Origin of the sequence: Candidatus Poriferisodalis sp. (genome assembly GCF_965208895.1) — a bacterium.
GTDB lineage: Bacteria > Actinomycetota > Acidimicrobiia > Acidimicrobiales > Poriferisodalaceae > Poriferisodalis.
In genome coordinates, this window is the sequence record NZ_OZ242363.1 from 3049786 (window position 1) to 3074837 (window position 25052).

The following is a 25052-nucleotide window of genomic DNA, read 5'->3' on the forward strand; positions in this document are numbered from 1 at the left end:
GTCCCGGGCCGATCGGGCCCGGGACCCTCGTCGTTCACGTTAGATAGCGTCGGTTCGGAGGGGGACTGCGCGAATGGCGAAATACATCGGCTTCCGGCTGCTGGCGACAATCCCGCTCATGTTCGCGATCGCGGTGGTGACCTTCCTCATCGCGGTCGCGATGGAGGCCAACGGCTCGATCGCCATCCAGGTTTGTGGGGAGGGTGCCACGCCGGAGTGTGTGAGTGCCGTCGAGGAGAACCTGGGGCTGGACGATCCGATTCCCGTCCGCTTCATTCAATGGCTGGGCGACGTCGTAAGCGGCGATCTCGGGGCGTCGTTGCTCGACGAGAACGCCTCCGTCGCCGGTCTCATCGGTGAACGCATCTGGGCCTCGGTCAGCATCGTCGGGTTCAGCTTGGTCATCGGCATCACCATTGGGATGGTGATGGGAATCATGGCGGCGATCCGCCCGGGCGGACTGCTCGATCGCTCGCTGTCGATCGTTGCCGCCAGCGTCATCGCGGCGCCCGGCTTCATCATCGGCATGATGCTGTCGTGGGGGATCGCGATTGAACTCGGCTGGCTCGACCCCATCGGGTACACGCCTCTCAGCGAGTCGGTCACTGGGTGGTTCACGTCGATCCTCCTGCCCTCCATCGCCCTCGGCATGCCGACCATCGCCATCGTTCAGCGCCAGCTGCGGAGCTCGATGGCCAACGCACTCCAGTCCCGCTACGTGCTCGCGGCGCGGGCCCGCGGGGTTAGTCGCGCGCCATTGATCCGCCGGCATGCCCTCCCGAACGCAATGGTTCCGACCATCACCGTGTTCGGCTTCCGGGCGGCTGCGGCGATCGGGCTCACGACCGCGGTCGAGATCGTGTTCGGCATCCGCGGCATGGGAGAACTGCTGGTGACAGCGATCCTTAACCGCAACGTCACGGTGCTCCAGGGCGGGATGCTGATCGTCGGCCTCGTTGTCGCCGTGGTGAACCTCCTGGTCGACATCAGCTACGGCTTCTTGAACCCGAAGGTGAGGCTCGCGAAGTGACCGCAACCGCGTCGGCCGCTCAATCTCCGCGACGGCGCTTCTGGGGCCGGATGTTCAAGAACCCGCTCGGGATCTTCTCGATGATCTGGTTCGTGATCCTTCTCATCGCGTGGGTCTGGCCCGAACTGCTCGCCACGCACGATCCGCTCCAGCAGGACGTCACCCTCCAGCGGCTGTTCGACGGTCCGAGCCGCGATCACTGGCTGGGCACCGATCAGCTCGGTCGCGATTGGTACAGCCGGGTGATCTTCGGCGCCGGCTACGCCTTCCGCTCCATCCTGATCGCGATGACGATTGCCGTCGTGGTCGGCGTCCCGCTCGGACTTTTCTCGGGTTGGCGAGGCGGACGAGTCGACCGGGCGATCATGTGGGTCAACGACGTCTTGTTCTCGTTGCCGATCATCCTGCTCGCGATGGCGGTGATCATCATCCTCACGCCGTCGCTCGACAACGCGATGATCGGTGTCGGCATCGCGATGTCGACCCGCTTCACCCGACTCACCCGGGCGGTGACGCTGCAGGAGAAGGAAGAGCTCTACGTCGACTCGGCCCGGATAACGGGGTTGTCGACTCGAACGATTCTCGCCCGCTACATCGCGCCGAACCTGTTGTCATCGCTCATCGTTCAGGCGGCCATCATCTCGGGCGCCATCATCTTGATCGGCGCCACGCTGAGCTTCCTCGGGATCGGCGCGAGTCTCGACGACCCCGACTGGGGCGTCATGTTGAACCGCTCCCGTGAGCTGTTCCGGGTGGAAGGCGTCTGGCAGGTCGTTCCCCCTGGGATGGCATTGATCTTGACGGTGCTGTCGTTCAACCTGCTGGGTGACGCGATCCGCGATGCAATCGGTCGCGACTCGAGCAACAACGCTCTGTCGATCACGAAGCGCACAGCGGTCACCGCAGCAACAACACCGCACGCCACCGGTCCCGATGTTGTGCTGTCGGTGCGTGACATGGACGTCGAGTTCCCCGATCAGAGCGGACGGGTGAGCCAGATCCTCCAAGGAGTGTCGCTCGAAGTGCGCGCCGGCGAGACGCTCGGCGTGGTCGGCGAATCCGGTTCGGGCAAGAGCATGACCATGCTCTCGGCCCTCGGTCTCACGCCCGCGCCCGGACGAATGACGCGTGGCAGCGTTCAGTTCGGCGGCCGTGATGTCACGAACCTCACCGAGTCGGAGTGGCAAGCCATCCGGGGCAAGGACGTCGGCGTCATCTTCCAAGAGCCGATCGCGGTCCTGAACCCGGCGATCAAGGTCGGTCGACAGATCGCCGAGCCGTTGATGATCCACCAGAACCTCAGCAAGAAGGCTGCGCTCGGGCGGGCGGGTGAACTTCTCGCTGAGGTTCGAGTGCCCGACCCGGTCCGCCGCCTCGACCAGTACCCCCACGAGTTCTCCGGAGGTATGGCGCAGCGGGCGGGCATCGCCATGGCGCTGGCATGCGAGCCGAAGCTGCTCATCGCCGACGAGCCGTCGACTGCGCTCGACGTCACCGTGCAGGGCCAGATCCTCGACCTCATGGCTGAGGTGCAGGAGCGGCACAAGATGGCGATCATTCTCATCACCCACGACCTCGGCGTGATCGCCGAAGCCGCCGATCGCGTGCTCGTGATGTACGGCGGGCAGGTCGTCGAGACGGCGTCAGCCGACGACATCTTCTTCCGCCCCAAGCACCCCTACAGCCGTGCCCTGCTCGACACGATGCCGCAGAGCCACGATGGCCACGGCGAGCTTCCGGTGATCCGCGGCATGGTGCCGTCGGCGACCGCGTGGCCGCAGGGCTGCCGCTTCGCTCCTCGCTGCGATTTTGTTACCGACGCCTGCACCAACGACATGCCCGCGCTCGAGACCATCGGCGGCGACCTCGTGCGCTGCGTCCGGCACGGCGAGATCCAACTCGTGCCCGAAGAGGAGATGCAGGCGTGAGCGGGTCCGCGTTCTTCGAGGTCGACGACCTCCACGTTCACTTCGCCTCGCGCGCCAAGCTGTTTCGCGAGACGCCGCCGCCGGTCAAGGCGGTCAACGGCATCAGCTTCTCCATTGAGCCGGGCAAGACCTTCGGGCTCGTCGGCGAGTCGGGCTCGGGCAAGTCGACGGTCGCCCGCGCGATCCTGCAGCTCGTCGATGTGCACGCCGGCACGATCCGTCTCGACGGCGACGACGTCACCAACGTGCCTCGCCCGAAGGAACTGGCTTTCCGTAAGAAGGTTCAGGCCGTCCTTCAGGATCCCTTCTCGTCGCTCAACCAGGTCCACCAGACCCGCAGGATCATCGGCGACGGCATCACCCGTCACTTCAAGATCAAGCCCGGCCCTGAACGCGAGCAGCGGATCATCAACCTGCTCGACGAAGTCGGCATGTCGACTGAGTTCCTCGATCGATACCCCTATGAGATGTCGGGTGGTCAGCGGCAGCGGGTGTCGATTGCGCGCGCCCTCGCCGTCGAACCCGAGTTGATCATCGCCGATGAAGCCACGTCCGCCCTCGATGTGTCGATCCAATCGCAGGTGATCAATGTGCTCCAGCGGGTTCAGGCCGAAACGGGCGTGGCATTCCTCTTCATCGGCCACGATCTCGAAGTCGTGAAGCATGTGAGCGACGACGTCGGCGTCATGTACCTCGGCTACCTCGTCGAGCAGGGCGACGCTGACGCCATCTACGAAGGGCCGACGCACCCCTACACCGAGATGCTGGTGGCGTCGATCCCGATGCCCAACCCGATCATGCAGGCCAGTCGCCGCGAGCTGCGGCAGTCGTTCAACAACGACGCTGAGCCGCCGTCGCCGGCGCGAATGCCGCCAGGCTGCCCGTTCGAGAACCGGTGCCCCGTCGCTCTGGACATCTGCCGTGAGGAGATGCCCGAACCCAGCCCCGCCCATCACGGCGGCCAGGTGCGATGCCACCTCCACACGTCGGGGCCCGAGCTCGGCGGGGAGTCGGTCGTCGAGTTCATCAAGACCGAGGCGCGCGGCCAGGTCGCTGTCTGAGCGACGTCGAGCCGGCAGATCGTTCATCGTGACAATGCACTCGTTGCCCGAGTCGTCGTGGGAGTGGGAGTGGGAAACGGTTGCCGGCCCGTTCTCATTCACCGAGGGCCCGGTGTGGGATGGCGAGCGGGTGGTCTTCACCGACGTGCCGACGAGCCGGATCCTGACCTTCGACCCACGCACCGGTGAAACAGTGGTGCTCCTCGACGACACCGAGAAGGCGGTCGGCCTCGCACTCGACGCCGACGGACGGTTGTACGGCTGTGTCGACGGTGGACGTCGCATCGAGCGCTATGAGGCGGATGGTTCGCGCACGGTCGTCGCTGACCGATTCGAGGGCGCGCGCCTCAATGCCCCGAACGATCTCACGATCGGGGCCGATGGGCGGATTTGGTTCAGCGACCCGCGTTACCACCCCGACAAGTCCGTGATGGAGCTCGATCACGAGTCCGTCCTGATCGCCGTTCCCGACGGCGACGGCTACCTGGTCGAGCGGGCGACGTTCGACACGACCCGTCCCAACGGTGTGTTGTTGAGCCACGACGAACGCACGCTCTACGTGGCCCAGACCCACATGCCGCCACCGGAGTCGTGCCGCGAACTCCGCGCATACCCGATCGGCGACGACGGCAACCTTGGTGACTACGAGGTGCTATTCGACTTCGGCGACGATCGCGGCGTCGACGGCATGACGCTCGCACCCGATGGCTCGTTGCTGGCCGCTTGCGGTTGGCCGAAGGGCGGACGGGGCCCACGTGTCGCAGTATTCGCTCCCGACCACACCCACGTGCTCGACATCCCGACCGTGGTCAATCCGTCGAACCTTTGCTTCGGCGGGGCCACGGGCCGCGACCTCTACCTGACCGACTCGGCCGGGTGCCTACGACGCATCACCAACCTGCTGAACGAGGACCTCAGCAGCCCCTGGTGATCAGCGGCGCGTGTCTACTTGGCGAACCACATGTACGCGAACCACTCGGTGTCCGGGGGCCCGGCGTAGGGCTCGAGTTCGTAGCGGCACGGGTCCTCGGTGAGGCGGGGATCGTCGTGCTCCTCGAGGATCGCGAGCAGCCGGGCTTCCATGCGGGCCCGTACGTCCTCGTAGGCCGGATCGGCGGCGACGTTGTGCAGGTAGTCGGGGTCGGTGCGCAGGTCGTAAAGCTCTTCGCGGGGGCGCTTGCCCGCGGCGAGGTCGTACAACGGCTCGACGTCGAGGTCCTCGCGTTTGAGCACCATCCACGCCTTGGTCGGACCGTTGTCCCAGTCCATCAGTGTGACGAGAGGGTTGTTGCACAACGCCTGGTACGACGGCGGCTCCTCGTCGGGCCCCAGGTTGATCGGATCGCCCATCGGCCACCGGTCGGGCTCGAAGTTGATGATGTAGATGAAATCCTTCTCGCGCAGCGCCCGCTGGGGGTAGGGGAGGAAGCCGGCTCTCGCCTGGGCGACGTGGCGCTCGCGGCCGGTGACGACGAAGTCGCGTTCGGGGTCGACCTGGCCACTGGCGGTGGACCGCAGCACGGGCATGAGTCTGGCGGCGCTCATGCCGGCCGGTGGTTCGATGCCGCCCGCCTCGCACAGGGTGGGACCGAAGTCCATGAGGTTCACGAAGTCGTCGACGACGCGGCCGGGCTCGACCACGCCTGGCCACCGCACCGCCAACGCGACCTCGCAGCCGATGTCGTACAGATTGTTCTTCGATCGGGGGATGCCCGGGATGCCGTGGTCGCCCGACACCACGATGATCGTGTTGTCGTACTCGCCCGCCTTGTTCAGTTCCTCGACCAAGATGCCAAGACCATGGTCGAAGGCGAGGCATTCGCCCAGGTAGTCGGCGACGTCTTCGCGAACCTCGTGGACATCGGGCATGAAGCCCGGCATCCGGCCCTCGAGGTCGTCGGGATCGATATCCCACAGGGCCTTGCCCGAGCCGCGCTCCCACGACCGATGCGTGTTGGCCGGGCCCCACCAGTAGCAGAACGGCCGATCGGTTCGCCGCGTGAGCATGAATGACCGGATGTTGTCGCGCGTTTCGGCGTAGAGGAGCTCCTTGGCCGTCTCGATGCCGTACTGGGCCCCGAGTCGGGTCACGAAGTGGGTGAACTGGTTGAAGTCGAGCCCGGCCTGGTTGTAGGCCGTGCGCACGCCGCCCATCGGGGCATTGCGGGTCTGCCCGGGGCTCCACACCTTGTAGGTGTGACCGATCTCGTAGCCGCCGCGAGCTTCGAGTTCGAGCGGGAAGGTGGGGATGTCGTCGTCCCAGTACGAGCCCATGAGGATGGAACCGAGACCGGTCTGCCAGAAATAGCGGCCGGCGAGCATCGAGCTCCGGCACGGCGTGCAGGTCGGAGCCGGCGCGAGCGCGTTGGTGAACAGCGCGCCTTGCGCCGCGATCGCGTCGAAGTTCGGTGTCTCGATCAGGTCGTTCCAGGGGCTGGTGCCGTCGATCCCGCGGTAGGCGCTGGCGTAGCGACCCCAGTCGTCCGCGAATGCGATCACGATGTTCGGCTTCACTGGCATCCCTCGTGGAGAGCGGTATTATAACGAACGTTAGGGATTTGGTCAGGAGGACCATGGGAGGCACACCGGCCGCAGTCGGAGGCTGGAAGCTCCGCCTGCAGACGACCCGAGGGGAAGAGACTCCGGTGGTCGCCCTCGCGGCGGATGGCACCGGTGTGTACCAGAGTCCCGAAGGCTTGCTCGGGGTCGAGGCGACCTACGACGGCGACGACGTGGTCTTCATCGTCACCCACAAGACGGTGATGACCGACTTCAAGATCCGCTTCAAGGGAACCGTCTCGGGCGACACGTTCGACGGCGGGATGATGACCGTGATCGGACCGCACCCGGTCACGGGCGAACGAATTCTCGAGACCTCCGACGCCGGTGATTGAGGTCAGCCCAGACATGATCTCTGCGCGCACGAGTGTTGACAATCCGCCCGACGGCAAGGGAGTCTTGCACCCATGAGTACAACCATTAGTCCTTCACTCGCAGAGGTCGACCTGGCGGCCGAAGACGCCGTCGCGAGCTCGCTCGATGCGCTGGCCGCGCCCGGCTCGTTCTTCACGGGCGCCGAGCGGCTCGCGATCGCGGCCCACGCCCGCGTTGCCCGAGGCCTTGCGTCGGCCGCACCCGAGCTCCCTGCGGTGATCGCCGAGGCCGCGCGTCGTATCTCTGTCGACGCCATCACTACCCGCCCCGAGCACATCGCAGCCTGGGAAGCCGACGGCCACGACATTCTGAGCTATGTCGAGCTGGTGGCGGTTGTCGCCCTGGTCACCACCATCGACTCGTACCGCATCGGTATCGGTGCCGAACTCGAGACGCTGCCGCCGCCGACCCCCGGCGACCCTGTCCCGGTCATCGGCGAGGGTGCCGCCAAGGTCAACGCCTGGGTGCCGACGGTCGGGATCGCGCTCGCGCCCACGGCGCTGTCAGCGCTCCCGAACGAATCGAAGCACAAGGCCGCTCTCGGCAAGCCGCTCTACCTTGCTGACAAGGTCGTGCACCAGTACGACGTCGAGCCGGGCCGCGAGCTCAGCCGCATGCAGATGGAGCTGGTGGCGTCACGAACGTCGTGGCTCAATGAATGCTTCTTCTGACTGTTCGGTCACACATGGATGCTCCGTGAGAGCGCCAAGCACCAGAACCAGCCGGTCAACGTCGTCGCCATCACCAACTCGATGCTCGATCCACTCCTGCCCGCTGGCCGCGAGCTCATCGCGTTCGTCGATGCCATCGTCCTCACCGACTTCGATGAGCTGCCGATCGCCCGCCAAGAGCTGTTCGACGCTGCCGGTCCCGGAGCGGTCACCCGTGCCGCCGCGGTCTGCGCCGGCTTCGAGGGCACCAACCGAGTGGTCGATGCGGTGGGCGTGCCGGTCAACAAGCGCTACTTCGACATCGGCGACGAGCTGGGCGTGACCATTCCCGAACACCTGAAGGGCTGAGAACCGAGATGAGCGAGTATCACGACCGTCAAGAATTCGAGCTCGATCATTGGCCTGAGCTTCGCGTGAAGGTCAACGAGCTTGTCAATCTCGTCAACAGCGCGCGGACGATTCCCCGCGAGTTCAAGTCGATGCTGTTCACCATGGCGAGCGTGTCGAGCGGCTGCACCCACTGTCAGTCCCACGGCGCCTTCTCGCTCAACCGCATGGGCGTCGAAACCGAGCGCATCCAGGCGATCTGGGAGTACGAAACGTCCGACCTGTTCACCGATGCGGAGCGAGCCGCGCTCGACCTGGTGCGCGCCGCGGCGCAGCTGCCGAACGCGGCTCGGCCCGAGCACTTCGACGCTGTGCGGGAGCACTACTCGAACGAGCAGATCATCGAGATCGTGGCGTCGGCCTGCCTCGCCGGCTGGCTCAACCGGTGGAACGACACGATCGCCACCGTCACCGACCAGGAATCCGTCGACTGGGCCACCGAAAACCTCAGCAGCGTCGGCTGGAAGGTCGGCAAGCACGTCGGCGAAGCCCACGAGCAACGCAAGGGCCACCCCTCAAGCGTCGGCTGGACCAAAGGCTGACGCTGGCGCTGAGAGGCTGAGCCGCTAGGCGAAGCCGTGGCCCGAGCGGCCCGTGAGCGACAGCGAACAAGAGCGGGAGACAATCGGTGCGTCAACGGGAAGGTTCACCTATCCGCGCGGCCTCTCAGCCCAGCACGATCGGGAGCGGGCTCCGGTCGACGGTGCGGATGAGCTCCTGACTCAGCAGCCACGTCAGTTCGGCGCGGACGTCGCGGGTTGATGGATCGTCCCAGAGATTGCGCATCTCGTGCGGGTCGTCGCCGCGGTTGAAGAGCTCGCCCCAGTCCTGATCGAGGTACACCGACATCTTCCATTCGGGCGTGACGAGCGTGCGGATGCGCGGCGGCCACTGGTCGCCCGTGACCGGGATCGGCACGTGGCCATCGTGTTCGACGAGAAGCTGGTCGCGGACTGGCGAACCGGTCGCCAGCGCGTCGGTGAGATCGATGCCCTGGATGCCGTTGAAGCCCCTCGCCCCCGCCCGGGCGAGGACGGTTGCGCCGATGTCGATGGTTGACACCAGCGCGTCGGACGTTGCCACCGAGGGGCGCTGGGGGTCGCTCCACAGGAACGGGACCTTGAGGATGCCGTCGAGGTTGACCGGCCCCTTCAGCATCAATCCATGGTCGCCCATCATGTCGCCGTGATCGCTGGTGTAGATCTGCACCGTCTCGTCGGCCTGGGCCGACGCCCCGATCGCGCCGCGGATCATGCCGATGGCGTCGTCGACCATCGCCATCATTCCGGCAGTGAGCGCCATCGCTTCGGTCGCCTCGCGTTCGTCGACACATTCGAGCGCGCCGCGGAACGCGCCAGGCTCGGGTCGGCGGTTGCGGAACATCTCGTAGAGCGGGGTGCCGCCCTCCATGCCAACGAAGCTGGCGGGGAGCGACATGTCGTCGGGTGAGTACATGTCCCAGTACTTGCCCGGCGGTGTGAACGGGTGGTGTGGGTCGGGGAACGACACCATCAAGAAGAACGGTTGGTCGCTCTCGGTGTGCGCCTCGATGAACTCAACGGCCCGGTCGCGGATCCAAGCGGTCGAGTAAGCCTCTTCGGGAAGTGCGGTCCGGATCGCGTCGGGTCGGACGAAGTCGTGGGGCAACTGGTTCTCGGGGCCGATGAGCCGTTCGTATTCTCCGAGGTGCTCGCGCAGCCAGCGCTCATGACCGCCGCCGGATCCATCGCCGTGGCGCGACACATGGTCGAAGTGGTCGAAGCCGTAGTAGGGGAGCTCGATGTCGTGGTTGGGGTCGGCGGCCCAGCGGTCGGCGTTCTCGTCCCGGTACACCGTCCCGGGTGGTACGAGTCGGGCCTCGGTGTGGGGGTCGGTGTCCCACTCGCCCCGCTGCATCCGCGCGCTCATGTCGCTGAATGGCTGGTGATGCCCCTTGCCGATGAGTCCCGTGGCGTACCCGGCCCGGCGCAGGCAGTCGACGAACGTGTTGCTGTCGAGCGGCAGCGACAGGCCGTTGTGGCGAACACCATTGACGCTCGGCATCCGGCACGTGAGCAGCGACGCCCGGTTCGGCATGCAGATCGGGTGCGCGACGAAGCCGTTGACGAACCGGGTGCCGCTCGCCGCGATGGCGTCGATGTTCGGTGTCTCAAGGACAGGGTGGCCGGCACAGCCGAGCCAGTCGGCCCGCTGCTGGTCGGTCATGAAGAGCACGAAACTCGGCCGGTCGGTCATGAGAGGCTGCACGAATTGGCGGGCTTTCCCGTTGCGGCACCGATTGTTTCCCGCTCTTGTTCGCTGCGCTCACGGGCCGCTCGGGCCACGGCTTCGCCTATCGGCTCAGCCTCTGAGGCGGACCCTCTCATGCGTCGAACCCGGGCTTGCCTGGGTTGACGCCGAGCCCGAAGACGTTGGCGAGCGTCGTGACCAGGGTGTAGTGCCCGAAGAAGATGACGAGTTCGAGCATCATCTCGGTCGAGTAGCGCTCGCAAAGCGCGTCCCACACCGGCGTCGGGATCATGCAGTCCGACACGAGCCCGTCGATCGTGCGCAGAACCGTGCGATCCCAGTCGTCCCAGCCGTCGGCCTCGGAGCCGACCTTCACCCGGGCGAGGTCGTCGTCGGTCAGACCCGCATCGAGGGCGGGCTGCGCGTGCTGGCTCCATTCAAACTCCGACTGATAGAGCCACGCCATTCGCAGAATCATCAGCTCGCGATCGCGGACCGGGAGCTGCGTTTCGAAGTTGGCGAAGGACCCGGTCGCCTTGAGCCGCCGATGGGCCTCCGGGTGTTGGGCGACTAGCTGGAAGAGGTTGACGTGTCGTTGCTCGTCGGTGGTGAGCGAGCGCTGTTCTTCGTTGAACTCGTCGGGAGCGAGCAGCGGCACCCGCGGCGCAGCGAGTCGCTCGGATGCGTCGCTCACAGCATCATCCCGCCGTCGATGGGGGTTGCGATTCCCGTGACCCAGTCGGCCTCGTCGGACGCGAGGTAGGCAATCGCTGATGCGATGTCGGCCGGCATACCCAGCCGGCCCATCGGAATCTTGGCCTTGACCTCAGCCCGCAGGACCGGATCGGCGAACGACTTCGCCGCGAGCGGGGTCTCGACCAGGCCAGGGCACAAGCAGTTGACGCGGATCTGGTCGGCGGCGTACTCGGCCGCCGCGACCTTGGTCAGACCGACGACGCCGTGCTTGGCGGCGTGGTACGCACTGCCGGCCACCGTGCCGCCCTTGATCCCTGCGATCGACGAGATGTTGATGATGCTGCCGCCGCCCTGCGCGAGCATCGGCGGAATCTCGTACTTCATCGAGAGCCAGACGCCCGTGAGGTCGATGTCGATCACCTCGCGAAAGTAGGTCTCGTCCATCTCGTGGGCTCGGGTCTTCTGCCCGCCGATGCCCGCGTTGTTGACGGCGACGTCGAGCCGGCCGAAGGCGTCGAGCGTTTGGGCCACCATGCGCTCGACGTCAGCGGCGATGGCGACGTCGCCCGGGACGAAGCATGCCGTGCCGCCCGCGGCCTCGATCTCGGCCACCGCGGCCACGCCCGCCTCGGCCCGTCGTCCGGTGATGGCAACCGATGCGCCTTCGGAGGCGAGCCGGAGCGCCGCTTCGAGACCGATACCCATCGTGCCGCCGGTGATCAGCGCTGACTTGCCCTCGAATCGCATCGTCGACCCCTCTCCTCCGTCTTTCGCACACTAGTAACGATCGTGATGATCGGCTAGAACGGAGTCTGTGAAGACGCTGGACGCCAAGCTCGATGCGCTCGCCGCACGGCCCGATGGAGGCGACTTCATCATCTGCTACGCCGCTGACCCCGACATGGGCGGCGGCCTGCGCCCGACCATCGGGCAGGGGATCGACCCGGCGGTCTGGCGAGACGAGATGGCCGCCATCACCGAAGCCGGGCACATCGACATCCTGCTCGCATCGGTTTCGACGATGGCCCACCTCGCTCGCGATCGCGGCCTGTTCCGCGAGTCGCCGGTAACGCCGGCGATCCGGGCCAACGACACCACCGACATCTGGATGGTGCGAGGCGGTTCGTACAGCACGCAGCCATCCCGTCCCTTCGCAACCACGACGGTGCGCGAAGCCATGTACGGCACGCTCCATCCCGAGCCGGACCAGGCGGTCGACGTGCCGCTCGGGCTGTGGTCGATCACGTTCAACAACGATCTCGAGGCCGACGAACGATCGCTCCTTCGGTACCGCGACTTCCGGGCTGAGGCTGCGCAGGAGGGGTTCCGGCACTTCGTCGAGGTCTTCAACCCCAACGTCGCGGACCCGGGCATCGACGGGCCGGTCGGCGACTATGTGAACGACTGCATCGCACGCATGCTTGCGGGCGTTCCGCGAGCGAGCCGGCCCGAGTTCCTGAAGGTCGCCTACAACGGTCCCCACGCGCTCGAAGACCTCGTGACCGGGATCGACGTCGTCGTCGGCGTGCTCGGGGGCCCGCCCAGCACGGCCAACGACTCGTTCACGCTTGTGCGCGACGTGAAGCGATCCGGGGGACGGGTGGCGCTGTTCGGCCGTCGCATCAAGGTCGCCGACTCGCCGATCTTGTTTTGCGAGCTTCTCCGGCGAGTCGCCGACGACGAGCTCTCGCCCGAAGACGCCACTCGCGAGTACCACGGACGCCTCACCGCGGCCGGCATCACGCCGTCCCGGTCGCTCGAGGACGATCTCGCGATCGAGACCCCCGAGCTGCTGGGAAGCTGACGTGGAACAGCTCGACCATCTGCCGGGCTCGATGGAGTGCGTGATCTGTCATGGTCCGCACGACTATCGCCACGACCACAAGCCGGTGCCGACGGCCGGCCCGGGTGAGGTCCTGTTGGCTGTCCATTCGGCCGGACTGTGCGCCAGCGACGTCGCCTGCTGGAAGGGGGCGTTCGGTTACTGGCCCGGCGACGGCATGCCCGGCTTCGTTCAACCACCTGTTGTGCCCGGTCACGAGTTCGTCGGCACCGTTGTGGGCCTCGGAGAAGGCGCCGCCAACAAGCACGGGTTGGCGCTCGGGGATGTCGCGGTCAGCGAGCAGATCACGCCGTGTTGGGATTGCCGGTTCTGCAACCGGGGGCAGTACTGGATGTGTCAGAACACCGAGATCTACGGGTTTCGCCAGCACGCCCAGGGAGCGATGGCCGACTACATGGTGTTCCCGGCCAACGCCATCAACCACAAGGTGCCCGACTCCGTCTCGATCGACCACGCCGTGTTCATCGAGCCGCTCGCGTGTGCGATCCACGCCGTCGATCGCGGCAACATCCAGAAAGGCGACACGGTGGTGGTCGGCGGCTGCGGGCCGATCGGGCTCGGGATGATCGCCGCGGCACGACAGGCGAACCCCGGGTTGTTGATCGCCAGTGACCTCCACCCCGACCGGCTCGAGCTGGCGAGGGCGTGCGGCGCCGATCTCACGATCAACCCTGGCGAGGTCGACATCATCGACGAGGTTCGCGGCCTCACCGAGGGGTACGGGTGCGACGTCTTCCTCGAAGCGTCAGGCCATCCATCCGCCGTCGACCAAGGGCTCCGGATGCTCCGCAAGCTCGGCACGTTCGTGGTCTTCGGCGTGTTCAAGGAGAAGGTCACCACCGAGTGGTCGATCATCGGCGACCGCAAGGAACTCGACGTTCTCGGTGCCCATCTCGGCCCGTACACCTACCCCCGAGCGATCGAGATGATCGCCGCGGGGGCGTTGCCGATGGAACGCATCATCTCCCACCGCCTGCCGTTCTCCGAGATCGACACCGCGCTGGAACTGACCGCCCGCGGGGCCGACTCCATCAAGGTCACCCTCGCGCCGGGTTTGTAGATGGCCGACGCGTTCATCGGACTCGATCTCGGTACCACGGGGATCAAGGCGGCCGCGTTCGATGAACACGATCGGCAGCTCGCACTCACCACGGTGCCGACGCCGACCAACCACGTGCCCGCCGGCGGCGCCGAGTACCGCGCCGAAGAACTGTGGGCTGCTGCGTGTTCTGTCCTCCAGGGAGTCACGCAGCAGCTCGCGGTGTCCGGCCATGTCGCGGCCGCAATCGCGGTGGCCTCGATGGGCGAGTCGGGCGTGCTCGTCGATGGCGCGGGCCAGTCGGTTGCCCCGGTCATCGCGTGGTTCGATGCACGCACCGAGCCCCAAGCCGCCTGGTGGCGCGAGCACGTGGGGGCGGAGCGCACCCAAGCGATCGCAGCAGTCCAGCCCCGGCCGGTGTTCGCCGCCGCCAAGATGCTGTGGACGAAGGCGCACCTCCCTGATGCGTGGGCTGCGGGCCAGCACTGGCTGAACATGGCCGATTGGGCCACGCATCGCTTGAGCGGCGTGATGGCCACCGACTATTCGCTCGCGTCAAGAACGATGCTCTTCGACCTGGCGGCGCGGACTTGGTCCGACGAGCTGATCGATGCTGCAGGCCTCGATCCCACGATGCTGGCGCCGCTGATCGAGAGCGGGCAGCGGGTCGGGACGGTGACCCCCGAGGCGGCTGCATCGACCGGCCTTCCGGCCGGCATCCCGGTCAGCGCCGGTGGGCAAGATCACGTCTGTGCCGCCCTGGCGCTCGACGTGACCGAGCCGGGCATGTTGCTCGACTCGATCGGCACGGCCGAGGCGTTTTTCCTGGTCACCGACGGCGTCGACGACACCGATCGTCTGGCGGCGGCGGGCATCGCCCAAGGTGCCCACGTCGAACCGGGGCGCACCTACGCCATGACCGGCTTGGCGCCGGGCGGCGGCCGCATCGATCAAGCCCGCGAAGACTCGGGGCTCGATTGGGATGCGTTCCTTGCCACGCCTGAGGCCGACGCGGTCATCGAGTCGGTGGCCGTCGACGGCCAAGCGAGGATCGCCGAACTGCTCGACGCCGCTGGAGCCGCCGACGTTCGCCACATCGCCACTGGTGGCGGGTCCCGGAACCACCGGCTGATCGAACGTAAGCAAGCGATCGGCGGGCGCCCGATCACCGTCGCGCCCGAGACCGAAGCGACGGCGCTCGGCGCGGCGATCCTCGCCCGCCGTGCTCTGGAGGCCGTATGACTGTCTGCTTCGATGGCTACTCCCGTGGCTACTCCCATGGCCTCAGCCACGACGAGGCCAAAGCGGTTCAGGCCGACCAGGCTCACCGCGTGGGCACGCTCTTGCGGGCCCTCGACCTCGATGGCGACGGCATCATCTCCGCCGACGAGATCGACCGGGCTACCGAGTCGCTGCTCGCTCTCGACCTCGATGGCGACGGCCAACTCTCCGAAGACGAATGCGGTGGCCCGTTCCGTTACCCCGGGGGTGGTCGCACGAGCGCGATCTACCGCATCCTCGATCTCGACGGTGACGGCGTCATCACCGCGGCCGACATCGCCGACGCGCCCGCCCGGCTGCGACGGCTCGACCGGCTCGGCAAGGGTCACCTGACCCCCGCCGACAACGGCATGGGGGGCAATGCGGTCCGCCAGAACTGGTTCGATGGCCCAGCCCACTTCCTGGCGAACCAAGACACGCTGCGGTCGTACGTGCTCGAAGACACCGGTGAGGTCCTGCCGGGCACCGACCCTCGGCAAGATCCCTCGTTTCACCTCGTTCAGGAGCACGCCAACGCCATGGACGTGTGGGTCGCTCGCGATCTCTACCTCCTCGACTCCCAGGGTGAGCGGGTGCATCGGTGGCCGGCTCGCAACCATGCGTCCGAGACGGTGAGCGCCCGGCTGCGCGACGACGGCCTGCTGATCCGCACGAGTTGCCCGGGCATCTGGCTCGACACGCTCGCGTTCCCGGTCGGCGCCCACGGCATCGTCTCGATCGAGGAGCCCGACGGCACGGTCGTGTGGCAGTGGGAGCTGTTCGAACCCGGTCGGCGGGTCCTGCATCACTCGTTCGATCCGATGCCAAACGGCAACATCCTCGTCACCATGTACGACGGCCGCACCTTCGACGAGGCGGTCGACCTCGGATGGATCGAACAGGATCGTGAGGTCCTCCTGCGGCCACCCGACCTCACCCGCTGGTGGACGGAGTCGATCCTCGAACTCGAACCGAATCTCGAGACCGGCGAAACGCGGGTGGTCTGGGAATGGCACTCGATCGACCATCTCGTGCAAGACGCCGACGCCGACAAGCCCTTCTACGGCGAGATCGGGCCCGGTTGCCGCAAGATCGATCTGAACTACACGCGGTACGAGAACTACCGGTTCAACATGGGCCAGGTCATGCACGTCAACTCGGTCAGCTACGACCCAGCGCGTGACCAGATCTTGCTGAGCTCGGCAATGCACGGCGAGCTCTGGATCATCGACCACGCCACCACCACCGAGGAAGCTGCGGGCCCAGCCGGCGATCTGCTGTACCGCTGCGGCAACCAGCAGGCGCACAAGGGCGGACCGGTGAAAACCTTCGACTGGCAACACGACATCGGTTGGATTCCGCCCGGCCGCCCCGGCGCGGGCAACGTGCTGGTCTTCAACAACGGCGCACGTTCGGCCGGTGACCTTCCTGCGCCTCATCCGAAGCGCCTCCAGTTCGGCGACGGGCACTCTGAGATCCTCGAGCTGTCGATGCCCGTCGATGACGAGGGGGCGTGGACGTGGGATCTCGACGATCCGCTCAATGCCGCCGAGATCGTGTGGTCCTACAACGCGGACGGCTCGAACGGCTGGTTCTCGCCATTCATGTCGGGCGCGGCGCGCTTGCCCAACGGCAACACCGTCACCGCGCTCGGTTTCAACAAGCAACTGCGCGAGGTCACCCCTGAGGGTGAGACCGTCATGGACCTGCGCCCGGGTGGCGCGGGCCGGGTCTTCCGCGCCGTTCCGATCGACGCCGACCATCCCGGACTCGCTTGTCTGGGCATCTCGGGTCGATGATCGCCACCGCTGTCAGGCCGGTGGCGACCCTTCCGAGGGTGTATCCGTCGGTTGGCGCTTCCTCTTGTGTCGTCAAGGTGACTCAGCCCGCGCCTGCGGTGACCCGCTGGTTGAGGTTGGCGAGGAAGCCGTCGTAGTCGTTGAGCTTCGCCTTCAACATCTGGTCGCCGCCCTCGCCCGGCAGGATGAGGAACGTCTCGGCTGCGATGCCCGCGACAACAGCGTCGACGACGTGGTCGACCGACAACGGCTCCATGAGCGCCCCGCCGAACTCGGCGATCATCGGGGTGTCGACCACCGTCGGGCAGATGGCAGCGACGTGGATCTCGTGACCGTGGTTGATCGCCAGCCACTCCGCAACGCCGACGGCCGCATGCTTGCTCACCGCGTAGTTGAAGCTGACCGGGCCGGTGACGAGTCCGGCCACCGACGCAGTGATGACGAACGCCCCGTTCCGCTCTGCGAGGTGGGGAACCACGGCCCGGGCTGCGTACGCAGGGCCCATGGCGTTGATGCTCATCGACAGATCCCACATCTTGTCGTCGGTGTCGATGCCTCCGCCGGCGCCGATACCGGCGTTGGCGAAGAACATGTCGATGTGCCCCATCGCCTCGACGGCGCCGGCGATCAAGGCCTCGACCGATGCGGGGTCGGCCACATCGCAGGCGATGGCCGTGCCACCGATCGCCGCGGCCACCTCGGCGGCGCCGTCGGCGTTGATGTCGCTCACCACTACGTTCGCGCCCATCGACGCAAACCGTTCGCACATCCCGCGGCCGATCCCCGATGCTCCACCGGTGATGACGACGTTCTTCCCTGCGATATCCATGCCCGGAACCTAATCTCCGCCTCATGGGCGTTCAGCAGCCCGCCGATGTCGTTTTCCACAACGGGCTCGTACTGGGTGCAGGCGCGCCAGACGGTGCACCGGTCGATGTCGTCGCCGTCACGGGCAACACGATTACCGGTGCCGGTGGCGACGCCGTGCTCGGCGCAGTTGGCCCCAACACGCATGTTGTCGACCTCGATGGCCGCACGCTGGTGCCGGGGATCAACGACGGGCATCTCCATGTCGGGATGTACGGCCGGAGCCTCCCGCCCCTGTCGATCGACGTCTCGCCCGCGGCACGCCCGACGGTGCGTTCAGTCCGTGACGCGATCGCTGATCGTGTCGAGGAGGTCGAACCGGGCGCTTGGATCCGCGGCCACGGATGGTCGGGTCATGCGCTTTCGGATCTTCCCGGCGCTGAGCCGTCGGCCGCGTTGCTCGATGAGGTGTCCCCGGTCAACCCGGTCGCGCTCACCGACTTCAGCGGCCATGCGGTCTGGGTCAACTCGGCGGCGATGGCCGCGGCAGGCATCACCCGGCAGTCGGTCGTGCCGACCGGTGGCCTCGCCCGACGCGACGGAGCCGGTGACTTCACCGGCTTGTTCGTCGACGGTGCTCGTCAGCTGATCGATCACCACGTCCCGCCGCCAACGCCCGCCGAACTCGAAGCCGCGGTGCGGGCCGCGATGGCGGAGCTCCATCGCAACGGCGTCACGTCGATCACCGACGCCGCGCTCAGCCCCCAGTCGGGCTACGACAATCCCCTCGGCAGTGCCGCGGTCTACGAACTGCTCCAGCGCATCTGCGGCCGTCACGACGTGCCGATGCGCACGAACGTACTGCTCACATTCAGCCCGGTGGGGAGCTCGCTCATCGACCCGACCCGGGAGGGCCTCGCGGCTTGGCAGCGGCCCGAGACCGACGAGCGCTGGTTCGCGGTTCGCGGTCTGAAGATCTTCGCCGATGGCGTCCCCCCGAGTTGCACCGCATGGATGTCGGCGCCGTACCCCGATGGGAGCCACGGGTGCCTCACCGTCGGCGGCGACACCGACGACGACCGCATCGAAGAGCTCCATCTCCTGATCCGAGAAGGTCACGACCGGGGGCTGCAGGTCGGCGTTCATGCCACCGGCGACCGCACTGCCGACGCCGTCATCGACGGTTTCGCGGCCGCGCTCGCAGCGGTGCCCCGAGCCGATCCTCGGCACTACGTCATCCACGGGCCGATGGCGCGGCCGGAAGTCGTCCAGCGGGCGGGTGCCCTCGGCGTCGGCTTCAACGTGCAGCCGTCGCTCAAGTCGACCTCCACGCGCGCGATCGAGGCACTGTTCGGGCGCGAGCTCAGCGAGTGGCAATGGCCACTGCGATCGATGGTCGACAGTGGAGCGCTCGTGGCTTCCTCGTCTGACGCACCGATCTGCGCCCCGAACTGGCGCCACGGCGTTGCCAGCGCCGTGCTGCGCGAGACGCCCGACGGCGAGGTGTACGGCGCCGAGCAGCGGCTCACGGTCGATGAGACGCTGCGGTCCTACACCGAGGCCGGCGCTTGGCAGGACGCGGCCGAGAAGTGGAAGGGCACGATCGAGGTGCGGAAGGTCGCCGACCTGTGCGTCGTCGACGCCCGGCTCTCGACCGACGACCCGCACACGTTCGCCGATACGGCCGTGTCGCTCACCATGGTCGACGGCCTCGTGGTGCACGGGGAGCTCTGACTTGGCACCGAAGCTGGTACTCATCCTGGTCGCCGCCCAGCTCAACGCCGCCCACGTCGGCTTCGGCGGCGCGACACACGGTCTCACGCCGAACCTCGACTAGCTGGCCGAGATCCGAGCCGCCGGCCCGAGCTGCTTGAATAGCGAGATGGCAACGTCCGTTACCATCACTGGCACTGGCAGCCCGATTCCCGACCCGCATCGAGCCGGCCCCGGGGCGCTCGTCCGCTACGACGACATCACCATGCAGTTCGACGTGGGCCGTTCGACCGTCCTGCGGCTCACCGGCACCAATCTCTGGATCCCCGACCTCACTGCGGTGTTCATCACCCACCACCACAGCGATCACCTGACCGGGCTCGCCGATCTCGTGCTCACGTACTGGACGATGGATCGAACCGACGACTCGCCACCCCTGACGCTGGTGGCACCCGCCGGACCGGCCGGCGACTATGTGGCGACGGTCCTCGACGGATGGGACGCCGACATCGAGGTCCGTGCGTTGCACGCCCGACGAAACTCCCGGCCTGCGCTCCAGATCGAGACCTTCCCGGTGCCGGGTCAGCTCACCGAGGTGTGGCGGCGGGGCGACGTCGTGGTCTCGTCCATGCAGGTCCGCCACGAGCCCTGCCCCGATTCGGTCGGCTATCGCGTAGACACCCCCGACGGGTCGGTTGCGATCACTGGCGACACCCGAGTCTGCGACGAGGTCGTCGAACTCGCCCGCGGAGTCGACGTGCTCGTGTACGAAGCGATGCGGTTCAGCGCGATGAGCCAGCTGCCGCCTCACCGACACTACGTGATGGACTATCACGCCGATTGCCCGCTGATCGGGGTGCAGGCCGCCGAGCTCGGCGTGCCGACCCTGATCCTCACCCATCTCATCCCGGCGCCGCGCGACGAAGCCGGCAAGCAGGCCTACATCGACGAGGTGCGCTCGGGTGGCTACGACGGCGAGATCATCGTGGCGGACGACCTCGCCTCGGTTCCGGTCGGCGACGCTGGCATGCCGTCCGTGACCGAGATCGGCGACCCCGCCCAGGAGCGCGATGACGAGAACGATCTCGATACCGGTCATCGGGTCAAGCGTTTTCGAGGATGAGATGCCCCACGGCGGTGTTGCTGGCAGGTACGTGGTACAGGCGGTGCGCCTCGGTGGGCGCCGGGCCGCCGTTGAGGTCGGCGAGCGCGCCGCGAGCGGTGAGCCACATGACGAGCTCGACGCCTTCGGAGCCCGCCTCGCGCAAGTAGTCGACGTTGGGGACGTCGGCCATGCCTTCGGGGTCGTTGATCATGCGCTCGAGGAAGGCGTGGTCCCATTCGGGGTTGATCAGGCCGGCGCGGGCGCCCTGTAGCTGGTGGCTCATGCCGCCGGTGCCCCAGATCTGGACGTTGAGGTCGTCGTCGAAGGTCTCGACCGCGGCTCGGATCGCTTTGCCGAGTTCGAGGCAACGGCGGCCGGTCGGGGCGGGGTGCTGGATGACGTTGATGGCCAGGGGCACGACCTTGGTCGGCCAGGCGGCGGGCTGGTCGTACATCATCGAGAGGGGCACGGTGAGGCCGTGATCGACGGTCATCTCGTTCACGAGCGTGAGGTCGAAGCCGGCCGGGATCACCGATTGTGCGAGGTGTGCCGAGAGTTCCGGATGGCCTTCGACGATCGGGACCGGGCGTGGTCCCCAGCCTTCGTCGGTGGGCTGGTACGAGGCGGCCATGCCCAGCGCGAACGTCGGGATCATCTCCATCGAGAAGGCGTTGCCGTGGTCGTTGTAGACGAGGATCACGACGTCGGTCGGGTTGTCGGCGATCCACTGACGCGAGGTCTTCAGACCTTCGAAGAGGGGCTGCCAGTAGGGCTCTTCGGTGAGGCCCTTGTCGACCGCCGCGCCGATGGCCGGTACGTGCGACATGAACAGGCCGGCGGTGATGCGAGCGCTCATGCTCGGTCCTCCCACTCGTGGAGGTAGCGGTTGCCTTCGATGCTGCGACCGCCGTTGACCATCATCTCGGCGTGGCCGGCCGCGTCCTTGTCGGTCATCGACGACACGATCTCGACATAGCTCTTGCCTTCGGTCGCGCCGATCTTGGCCACGAAGTAGATGTTGCCGCCGAGCTCGAGGATGCGGTTGAAGTCGCGATCGAGGACCGCCTGCTTCTGGTCTTCGGTCATGTCCCACTCGTCGAGGTAGGCCCGCTCGTCGGCCATGAACCGATCGCGGTTCTCGGCGTGCATGAGCGATTGGGCCATCTGGTTGAGGTGGTAGCCGAGTCGGGCTTGGTCGGCATCGAACACGGTCGTGCCGGGAATGTCGAGATACGGCTTCTCGATCGCCATCTGACGGACCTCCGTTGCGTCTGTCCCCGAATCGGAGAGTCGGGCTAGCCCTGGGTGTCACCCCAGCGCGACAGCACCTCGATCACCGAGGAGAGGTGGTCGTGCATCGCTTGCGCCGCGGCGTCCTCGTCGCGGGCGACGACTGCTTGGACGATGGCTCGATGCTCACCGAGCGACTCGCCTGACCGCCCCGGCATCAGGGCGAGCCGGTACTGGTGGTGAGCGGCGCGGTCTCGGAGGTTGGCCACGAGCTGCGAAGCGACCTCGTGGCCGCTCATCTCGCGGAGGCGGCGGTGCAGGACCGCGTTGAGTTCGGAGTAGGCGTGGCCTTGGACGCTGTTCGTGGCCGCTTCCATGTCGGCGATGATCTGCTGCAGGTCGGCGTGGTCGGCCGCGGTTGCGTGGCGCGCGGCTTGGGCAGCGATCAGCGACTCGAGGACCGAGCGGGCTTCGGTGATCTGGATCGCCTCGCGGATCGAGATGCGCCGGACCGTTGCCCCGCGGTTTGCCTCGCGCACGACCAGGCCCTCCGACGTCAGCTCGACCAATGCGGAGCGGATCGCGGCGCGGCCGACCGAGTACTGCTCGGCCAACGAGACCTCGAGCAGCCGGTCGCCGGGTTCGAAGCGGCCTTTGAGGATGTCGTGGCGCAGGGCGTCGGTGATGGTGTCGGCGTTACTCATCTTCAGGAGAAGGTATAGAGGACCTGAGGATTGTCGACGAGGATACGGTTGCGCACGGCTTCGTCGAGGGCGTACGCGGCGACAAGGTCGAGCAGCTCGCCATTGGCCAATCTTGGCGAATGTCAACAAGATTGTCGACATTCGGAGGGACAAGGTGCGAGGATCACAGCCATGAGGATCGCACTTGCGGGGGCCGGGGCATTCGGCCGCAAGCACCTTGACGGGCTCAAGAACATCGATGACGTCGAAGTGGTCTCGGTGATCGACCCTGTCGCCGACGCAGCGGCGGTCGCTGCCGAGTATCGAATCCCCCATCATGGGACCGATCTGGCTGAGGCGCTGGCGATTGACGAGGTCGACGCCGTGATCCTCGCCACGCCGACGCAGATGCACGCCGCGCAGGCGATCCAGTGCATGGACGCGGGCAAGCACGTCGAGGTTGAGATCCCGTTGGCCGACTCACTCGCCGATGCGCAGGCCGTGTTGGCCAACCAGGAGCAGGCGGGCCTGGTTGCGATGGTCGGTCACACCCGACGGTTCAACCCGTCGCATCAGTGGGTTCACAACAAGATCACGGCGGGCGAGTTCAACATCCAGCAGATGGACGTGCAGACATACTTCTTCCGGCGCACCAACACCAACGCGCTGGGTGAACCTCGGTCGTGGACCGACCACCTGCTCTGGCACCACGCCGCGCACACCGTCGACCTGTTCGTATATCAGGCCGGCGAACCGATCGTCGCGGCCAATGTGCTCGAAGGTCCGCACCATCGCGACCTCGGCATCGCTATGGACATGTCGATCCAGATGAAGACCGCAAGCGGCGCGATCCTCACGCTCTCGCTCTCGTTCAACAACGACGGTCCGCTCGGCACGTTCTTCCGCTACATCGGCGACACCGGCACCTACATCGCCCGCTACGACGACCTGGTCGATGGCCGAGAGGAACCGATCGACGTCTCGCAGGTCGATGTCTCGATGAACGGCATCGAGCTCCAGGACCGCGAGTTCATCGCGGCGATCCGCGAGGGCCGGGAACCCAACAGCTCGGTCCGGCAGGTCATGAGCTGTTATGAGTGGCTGCACAAGCTCGAACAGCAGCTACAGGGCTGAGTCGCGGTGCCGAATCTGCTGCTGATCACGAGTGATCAGCACAATCCGTTCGTCACCGGCTACGCGGGCGATCCGCTGGCCCGCACGCCCAACCTCGACGCGCTCGCCGAGGCCGGCATCACGTTCAGCGCCGCGTACACCAACAGTCCGATCTGCATGCCGGCTCGGGCGTCGCTGGCGACCGGGCGGTACAGCTCGGCGATCGGCGCATACGACAACGGCGCGCCGTACCAGCGTGAACAGGCCGAGAGCCTCGGCCATCGGCTCCGCGCCAATGCTCGACCCGCCGTCACGTTCGGCAAGCTCCACTTCGACGACGAAACCGACTCGGGATTCGATGCCTACCTGCCCCTGCAGGCGAAGCGCGGCTACCTGGGTGCTCGCGTCGGCTGGGCGCGCGGGAACGCCCCACCCAGCTCGATCATGCCGGACCACGTCCGCGATGCGGGTGTGGGCGTGTCCGAATACGAGCTCTACGACCGCCACACCACGCAGGCCGCCTGCCGCTGGTTGACCACCGACGCACCCTGCGACACGCCGTGGTTCGCGCATGTGTCGTTCGCCTACCCGCACTACCCATTCCGGGCGCCAGCCGACTCATTGCCGGCCGACGACGTTGACGTACCCTTGCCGCCGGCCTGGCGCCCCGAGGACTGGCCGCACAATCGGGAGCTCGACGAGCACCGCCGCATGATGGGCATCGACGCCGAGCCGTTCACCGAAGACGAGCTGCGTCAGCTGCGGTGGGTCTACACGGCGATGGTGCAGTTCGTCGACCACCAGGTCGGCGAGGTGTTGGCCGCGCTCGACGGGTCGGGTGCGGCCGACGACACCGTCGTGATCTACACCTCAGACCACGGCGACATGCTCGGCGGTCACGGCTTCGCGATGAAGAGCCTCATGTACGACGCCTCGGCCCGGGTGCCGATGCTCATCATCGGCCCCGGCGTGGGTCGCGATGCGGTCGAAGGCGCCGCGGTCTCGCTCGTCGATGTGTACCCCACGGCCGTCGACGTGATGGGGCTTCCCGCGATCGATGCCGACGCCGAACTGCCCGGCGCGTCGCTGCGAGACGTCGCTGCGGATCGAATCGCCTTCTCCGAATACCACGGCCCCAGTTCGACGGCCGCGTCGTACCTGATTCGGCGCGACCGGTGGAAGTACGTCGCGCACATGGCCGCCGGCACCCGACCACAACTCTTCGATCTCGTCGCCGATCCGCACGAACTCGACGACCGCGTCGACGCCGAACCCGACATCGCTGCAGACCTCGACGCCGAGCTGCACTCGATACTCGACCCCGAAGCGACCGATCTCCGAATCCGTGCCGGCCAGGCGGAGCAACTTGCCGCAGCCGAGCCCCCTCCTGCCGGTCGGGCGCCGAAGCGCACGGCGTACGGCACGCTGGCGAAGGGATGGTCGGTTCCCTCGCCCGCGATCATGGCGATCGTCGACCCCGACGGACCCTGACGCGGCGCTGGGAGCGGTCAGTCCTTGGTCAGA

Annotated in this window: 24 protein-coding genes and 1 pseudogene; 16 read left to right on the top strand and 9 right to left on the bottom strand. The window is 66.8% G+C overall.

The features are described 5' to 3' along the window. Positions 1-73: 73 nt before the first annotated feature. Genes ACOGJB_RS13730 through ACOGJB_RS13745 form a run of 4 tightly spaced genes read left to right on the top strand, consistent with a single transcriptional unit; the run spans position 74 to position 4950 of the window. Positions 74-1030: an ABC transporter permease gene (locus ACOGJB_RS13730; RefSeq protein ID WP_419837661.1), complete on the top strand. Its 957-nt coding sequence runs from the start codon at positions 74-76 to the stop codon at positions 1028-1030. Next, positions 1027-2958, top strand: coding sequence for a dipeptide/oligopeptide/nickel ABC transporter permease/ATP-binding protein (locus ACOGJB_RS13735; RefSeq protein WP_419837662.1), 1932 nt, complete (start codon positions 1027-1029; stop codon positions 2956-2958). Before ACOGJB_RS13730 ends, ACOGJB_RS13735 begins: the two co-directional genes overlap by 4 nt. Next, the gene (locus ACOGJB_RS13740) at positions 2955-4019 is read left to right on the top strand and encodes an ABC transporter ATP-binding protein (RefSeq protein WP_419837663.1); all 1065 of its coding nucleotides are present in this window, start codon (positions 2955-2957) and stop codon (positions 4017-4019) included. The genes ACOGJB_RS13735 and ACOGJB_RS13740 overlap by 4 nt, the downstream gene beginning before the upstream one ends. Positions 4020-4053: 34 nt before the next feature. Continuing rightward, complete coding sequence (locus tag ACOGJB_RS13745; RefSeq protein ID WP_419840744.1) at positions 4054-4950, top strand: SMP-30/gluconolactonase/LRE family protein; 897 nt, start codon at positions 4054-4056, stop codon at positions 4948-4950. Positions 4951-4964: 14 nt separating this feature from the next. On the opposite strand, the gene ACOGJB_RS13750 is transcribed toward ACOGJB_RS13745, so the two are convergent. Next, positions 4965-6533: a sulfatase gene (locus ACOGJB_RS13750; protein WP_419837664.1), complete on the bottom strand. Its 1569-nt coding sequence runs from the start codon at positions 6531-6533 to the stop codon at positions 4965-4967. A gap of 59 nt (positions 6534-6592) precedes the next feature. Here ACOGJB_RS13750 and ACOGJB_RS13755 point away from each other — a divergent pair, with 59 nt between their 5' ends. From ACOGJB_RS13755 to ACOGJB_RS13770, 4 genes are all read left to right on the top strand, one after another. Further along, the gene (locus ACOGJB_RS13755; RefSeq protein ID WP_419837665.1) at positions 6593-6913 is read left to right on the top strand and encodes a hypothetical protein; all 321 of its coding nucleotides are present in this window, start codon (positions 6593-6595) and stop codon (positions 6911-6913) included. A 72-nt stretch (positions 6914-6985) separates the two neighbouring features. Next, the gene (locus ACOGJB_RS13760; RefSeq protein WP_419837666.1) at positions 6986-7624 is read left to right on the top strand and encodes a hypothetical protein; all 639 of its coding nucleotides are present in this window, start codon (positions 6986-6988) and stop codon (positions 7622-7624) included. Between the two features lie 18 nt (positions 7625-7642). After that, positions 7643-7972, top strand: coding sequence for a hypothetical protein (locus ACOGJB_RS13765; protein WP_419837667.1), 330 nt, complete (start codon positions 7643-7645; stop codon positions 7970-7972). Positions 7973-7980: 8 nt separating this feature from the next. Next, the gene (locus ACOGJB_RS13770) at positions 7981-8553 is read left to right on the top strand and encodes a carboxymuconolactone decarboxylase family protein (RefSeq protein WP_419837668.1); all 573 of its coding nucleotides are present in this window, start codon (positions 7981-7983) and stop codon (positions 8551-8553) included. A gap of 124 nt (positions 8554-8677) precedes the next feature. Here ACOGJB_RS13770 and ACOGJB_RS13775 read toward each other — a convergent pair whose 3' ends face one another. From ACOGJB_RS13775 to ACOGJB_RS13785, 3 genes are all read right to left on the bottom strand, one after another. After that, on the bottom strand, positions 8678-10246 hold the full coding sequence (locus tag ACOGJB_RS13775; protein ID WP_419837669.1) for a sulfatase: 1569 nt from the start codon (positions 10244-10246) through the stop codon (positions 8678-8680). Positions 10247-10373: 127 nt separating this feature from the next. Continuing rightward, positions 10374-10934 (bottom strand): carboxymuconolactone decarboxylase family protein, encoded by a 561-nt coding sequence (locus tag ACOGJB_RS13780; protein WP_419837670.1) that lies wholly within the window; start codon positions 10932-10934, stop codon positions 10374-10376. Beyond that, positions 10931-11683, bottom strand: a complete 753-nt coding sequence (locus ACOGJB_RS13785) for an SDR family NAD(P)-dependent oxidoreductase (protein ID WP_419837671.1) — start codon at positions 11681-11683, stop codon at positions 10931-10933. Before ACOGJB_RS13785 ends, ACOGJB_RS13780 begins: the two co-directional genes overlap by 4 nt. 67 nt (positions 11684-11750) lie before the next feature. Here ACOGJB_RS13785 and ACOGJB_RS13790 point away from each other — a divergent pair, with 67 nt between their 5' ends. Genes ACOGJB_RS13790 through ACOGJB_RS13805 form a run of 4 tightly spaced genes read left to right on the top strand, consistent with a single transcriptional unit; the run spans position 11751 to position 16877 of the window. Next, positions 11751-12740 (top strand): hypothetical protein, encoded by a 990-nt coding sequence (locus ACOGJB_RS13790; RefSeq protein ID WP_419837672.1) that lies wholly within the window; start codon positions 11751-11753, stop codon positions 12738-12740. 1 nt (position 12741) lies between these two features. Further along, entirely contained in the window at positions 12742-13839 is a 1098-nt protein-coding gene (locus ACOGJB_RS13795; RefSeq protein ID WP_419837673.1) for a zinc-binding dehydrogenase, read from the top strand. Continuing rightward, complete coding sequence (locus tag ACOGJB_RS13800) at positions 13840-15060, top strand: FGGY-family carbohydrate kinase (RefSeq protein ID WP_419837674.1); 1221 nt, start codon at positions 13840-13842, stop codon at positions 15058-15060. Further along, positions 15057-16877, top strand: a complete 1821-nt coding sequence (locus ACOGJB_RS13805; protein ID WP_419837675.1) for an aryl-sulfate sulfotransferase — start codon at positions 15057-15059, stop codon at positions 16875-16877. The genes ACOGJB_RS13800 and ACOGJB_RS13805 overlap by 4 nt, the downstream gene beginning before the upstream one ends. An 82-nt stretch (positions 16878-16959) precedes the next feature. On the opposite strand, the gene ACOGJB_RS13810 is transcribed toward ACOGJB_RS13805, so the two are convergent. Next, positions 16960-17706: an SDR family NAD(P)-dependent oxidoreductase gene (locus ACOGJB_RS13810; RefSeq protein ID WP_419837676.1), complete on the bottom strand. Its 747-nt coding sequence runs from the start codon at positions 17704-17706 to the stop codon at positions 16960-16962. Between the two features lie 23 nt (positions 17707-17729). Between ACOGJB_RS13810 and ACOGJB_RS13815 the strand changes: the two genes are divergently transcribed. Then, the gene (locus ACOGJB_RS13815) at positions 17730-19418 is read left to right on the top strand and encodes an amidohydrolase (RefSeq protein WP_419837677.1); all 1689 of its coding nucleotides are present in this window, start codon (positions 17730-17732) and stop codon (positions 19416-19418) included. Positions 19419-19566: 148 nt separating this feature from the next. Further along, positions 19567-20520, top strand: coding sequence for an MBL fold metallo-hydrolase (locus ACOGJB_RS13820; protein ID WP_419837678.1), 954 nt, complete (start codon positions 19567-19569; stop codon positions 20518-20520). Here ACOGJB_RS13820 and ACOGJB_RS13825 read toward each other — a convergent pair. The 4 genes and pseudogenes from ACOGJB_RS13825 to ACOGJB_RS13840 form a co-directional block, all read right to left on the bottom strand. Next, entirely contained in the window at positions 20501-21358 is an 858-nt protein-coding gene (locus ACOGJB_RS13825) for a class III extradiol dioxygenase subunit beta (RefSeq protein WP_419837679.1), read from the bottom strand. The two genes, ACOGJB_RS13820 and ACOGJB_RS13825, sit on opposite strands and share 20 nt — an antisense overlap. Next, complete coding sequence (gene ligA, locus ACOGJB_RS13830) at positions 21355-21753, bottom strand: protocatechuate 4,5-dioxygenase subunit alpha (protein ID WP_419837680.1); 399 nt, start codon at positions 21751-21753, stop codon at positions 21355-21357. The genes ACOGJB_RS13825 and ligA overlap by 4 nt, the downstream gene beginning before the upstream one ends. Before the next feature lie 44 nt (positions 21754-21797). Next, positions 21798-22436, bottom strand: a complete 639-nt coding sequence (locus tag ACOGJB_RS13835; RefSeq protein WP_419837681.1) for a GntR family transcriptional regulator — start codon at positions 22434-22436, stop codon at positions 21798-21800. 2 nt (positions 22437-22438) lie between these two features. Beyond that, positions 22439-22537 (bottom strand): annotated as a pseudogene (locus ACOGJB_RS13840) (GntR family transcriptional regulator); the annotation flags it as partial. 70 nt (positions 22538-22607) lie between these two features. Between ACOGJB_RS13840 and ACOGJB_RS13845 the strand changes: the two are divergent. After that, on the top strand, positions 22608-23549 hold the full coding sequence (locus tag ACOGJB_RS13845) for a Gfo/Idh/MocA family oxidoreductase (RefSeq protein WP_419837682.1): 942 nt from the start codon (positions 22608-22610) through the stop codon (positions 23547-23549). 6 nt (positions 23550-23555) lie between these two features. After that, entirely contained in the window at positions 23556-25019 is a 1464-nt protein-coding gene (locus ACOGJB_RS13850; RefSeq protein WP_419837683.1) for a sulfatase-like hydrolase/transferase, read from the top strand. Positions 25020-25052: the final 33 nt, after the last annotated feature.

What these genes read in the sequence shown, in the direction of transcription:
- ACOGJB_RS13730 (WP_419837661.1), top strand. Translation starts at nt 74, where the DNA reads ATGGCGAAATACATCGGCTTCCGGCTGCTGGCGACAATCCCGCTCATG.
- ACOGJB_RS13745 (WP_419840744.1), top strand. Translation starts at nt 4,054, where the DNA reads ATGCACTCGTTGCCCGAGTCGTCGTGGGAGTGGGAGTGGGAAACGGTT.
- ACOGJB_RS13755 (WP_419837665.1), top strand. Translation starts at nt 6,593, where the DNA reads ATGGGAGGCACACCGGCCGCAGTCGGAGGCTGGAAGCTCCGCCTGCAG.
- ACOGJB_RS13760 (WP_419837666.1), top strand. Translation starts at nt 6,986, where the DNA reads ATGAGTACAACCATTAGTCCTTCACTCGCAGAGGTCGACCTGGCGGCC.
- ACOGJB_RS13765 (WP_419837667.1), top strand. Translation starts at nt 7,643, where the DNA reads ATGCTCCGTGAGAGCGCCAAGCACCAGAACCAGCCGGTCAACGTCGTC.
- ACOGJB_RS13770 (WP_419837668.1), top strand. Translation starts at nt 7,981, where the DNA reads ATGAGCGAGTATCACGACCGTCAAGAATTCGAGCTCGATCATTGGCCT.
- ACOGJB_RS13775 (WP_419837669.1), bottom strand. Translation starts at nt 10,246, where the DNA reads ATGACCGACCGGCCGAGTTTCGTGCTCTTCATGACCGACCAGCAGCGG.
- ACOGJB_RS13785 (WP_419837671.1), bottom strand. Translation starts at nt 11,683, where the DNA reads ATGCGATTCGAGGGCAAGTCAGCGCTGATCACCGGCGGCACGATGGGT.
- ACOGJB_RS13800 (WP_419837674.1), top strand. Translation starts at nt 13,840, where the DNA reads ATGGCCGACGCGTTCATCGGACTCGATCTCGGTACCACGGGGATCAAG.
- ACOGJB_RS13805 (WP_419837675.1), top strand. Translation starts at nt 15,057, where the DNA reads ATGACTGTCTGCTTCGATGGCTACTCCCGTGGCTACTCCCATGGCCTC.
- ACOGJB_RS13810 (WP_419837676.1), bottom strand. Translation starts at nt 17,706, where the DNA reads ATGGATATCGCAGGGAAGAACGTCGTCATCACCGGTGGAGCATCGGGG.
- ACOGJB_RS13815 (WP_419837677.1), top strand. Translation starts at nt 17,730, where the DNA reads ATGGGCGTTCAGCAGCCCGCCGATGTCGTTTTCCACAACGGGCTCGTA.
- ACOGJB_RS13820 (WP_419837678.1), top strand. Translation starts at nt 19,567, where the DNA reads ATGGCAACGTCCGTTACCATCACTGGCACTGGCAGCCCGATTCCCGAC.
- ACOGJB_RS13825 (WP_419837679.1), bottom strand. Translation starts at nt 21,358, where the DNA reads ATGAGCGCTCGCATCACCGCCGGCCTGTTCATGTCGCACGTACCGGCC.
- ligA (WP_419837680.1), bottom strand. Translation starts at nt 21,753, where the DNA reads ATGGCGATCGAGAAGCCGTATCTCGACATTCCCGGCACGACCGTGTTC.
- ACOGJB_RS13835 (WP_419837681.1), bottom strand. Translation starts at nt 22,436, where the DNA reads ATGAGTAACGCCGACACCATCACCGACGCCCTGCGCCACGACATCCTC.
- ACOGJB_RS13845 (WP_419837682.1), top strand. Translation starts at nt 22,608, where the DNA reads ATGAGGATCGCACTTGCGGGGGCCGGGGCATTCGGCCGCAAGCACCTT.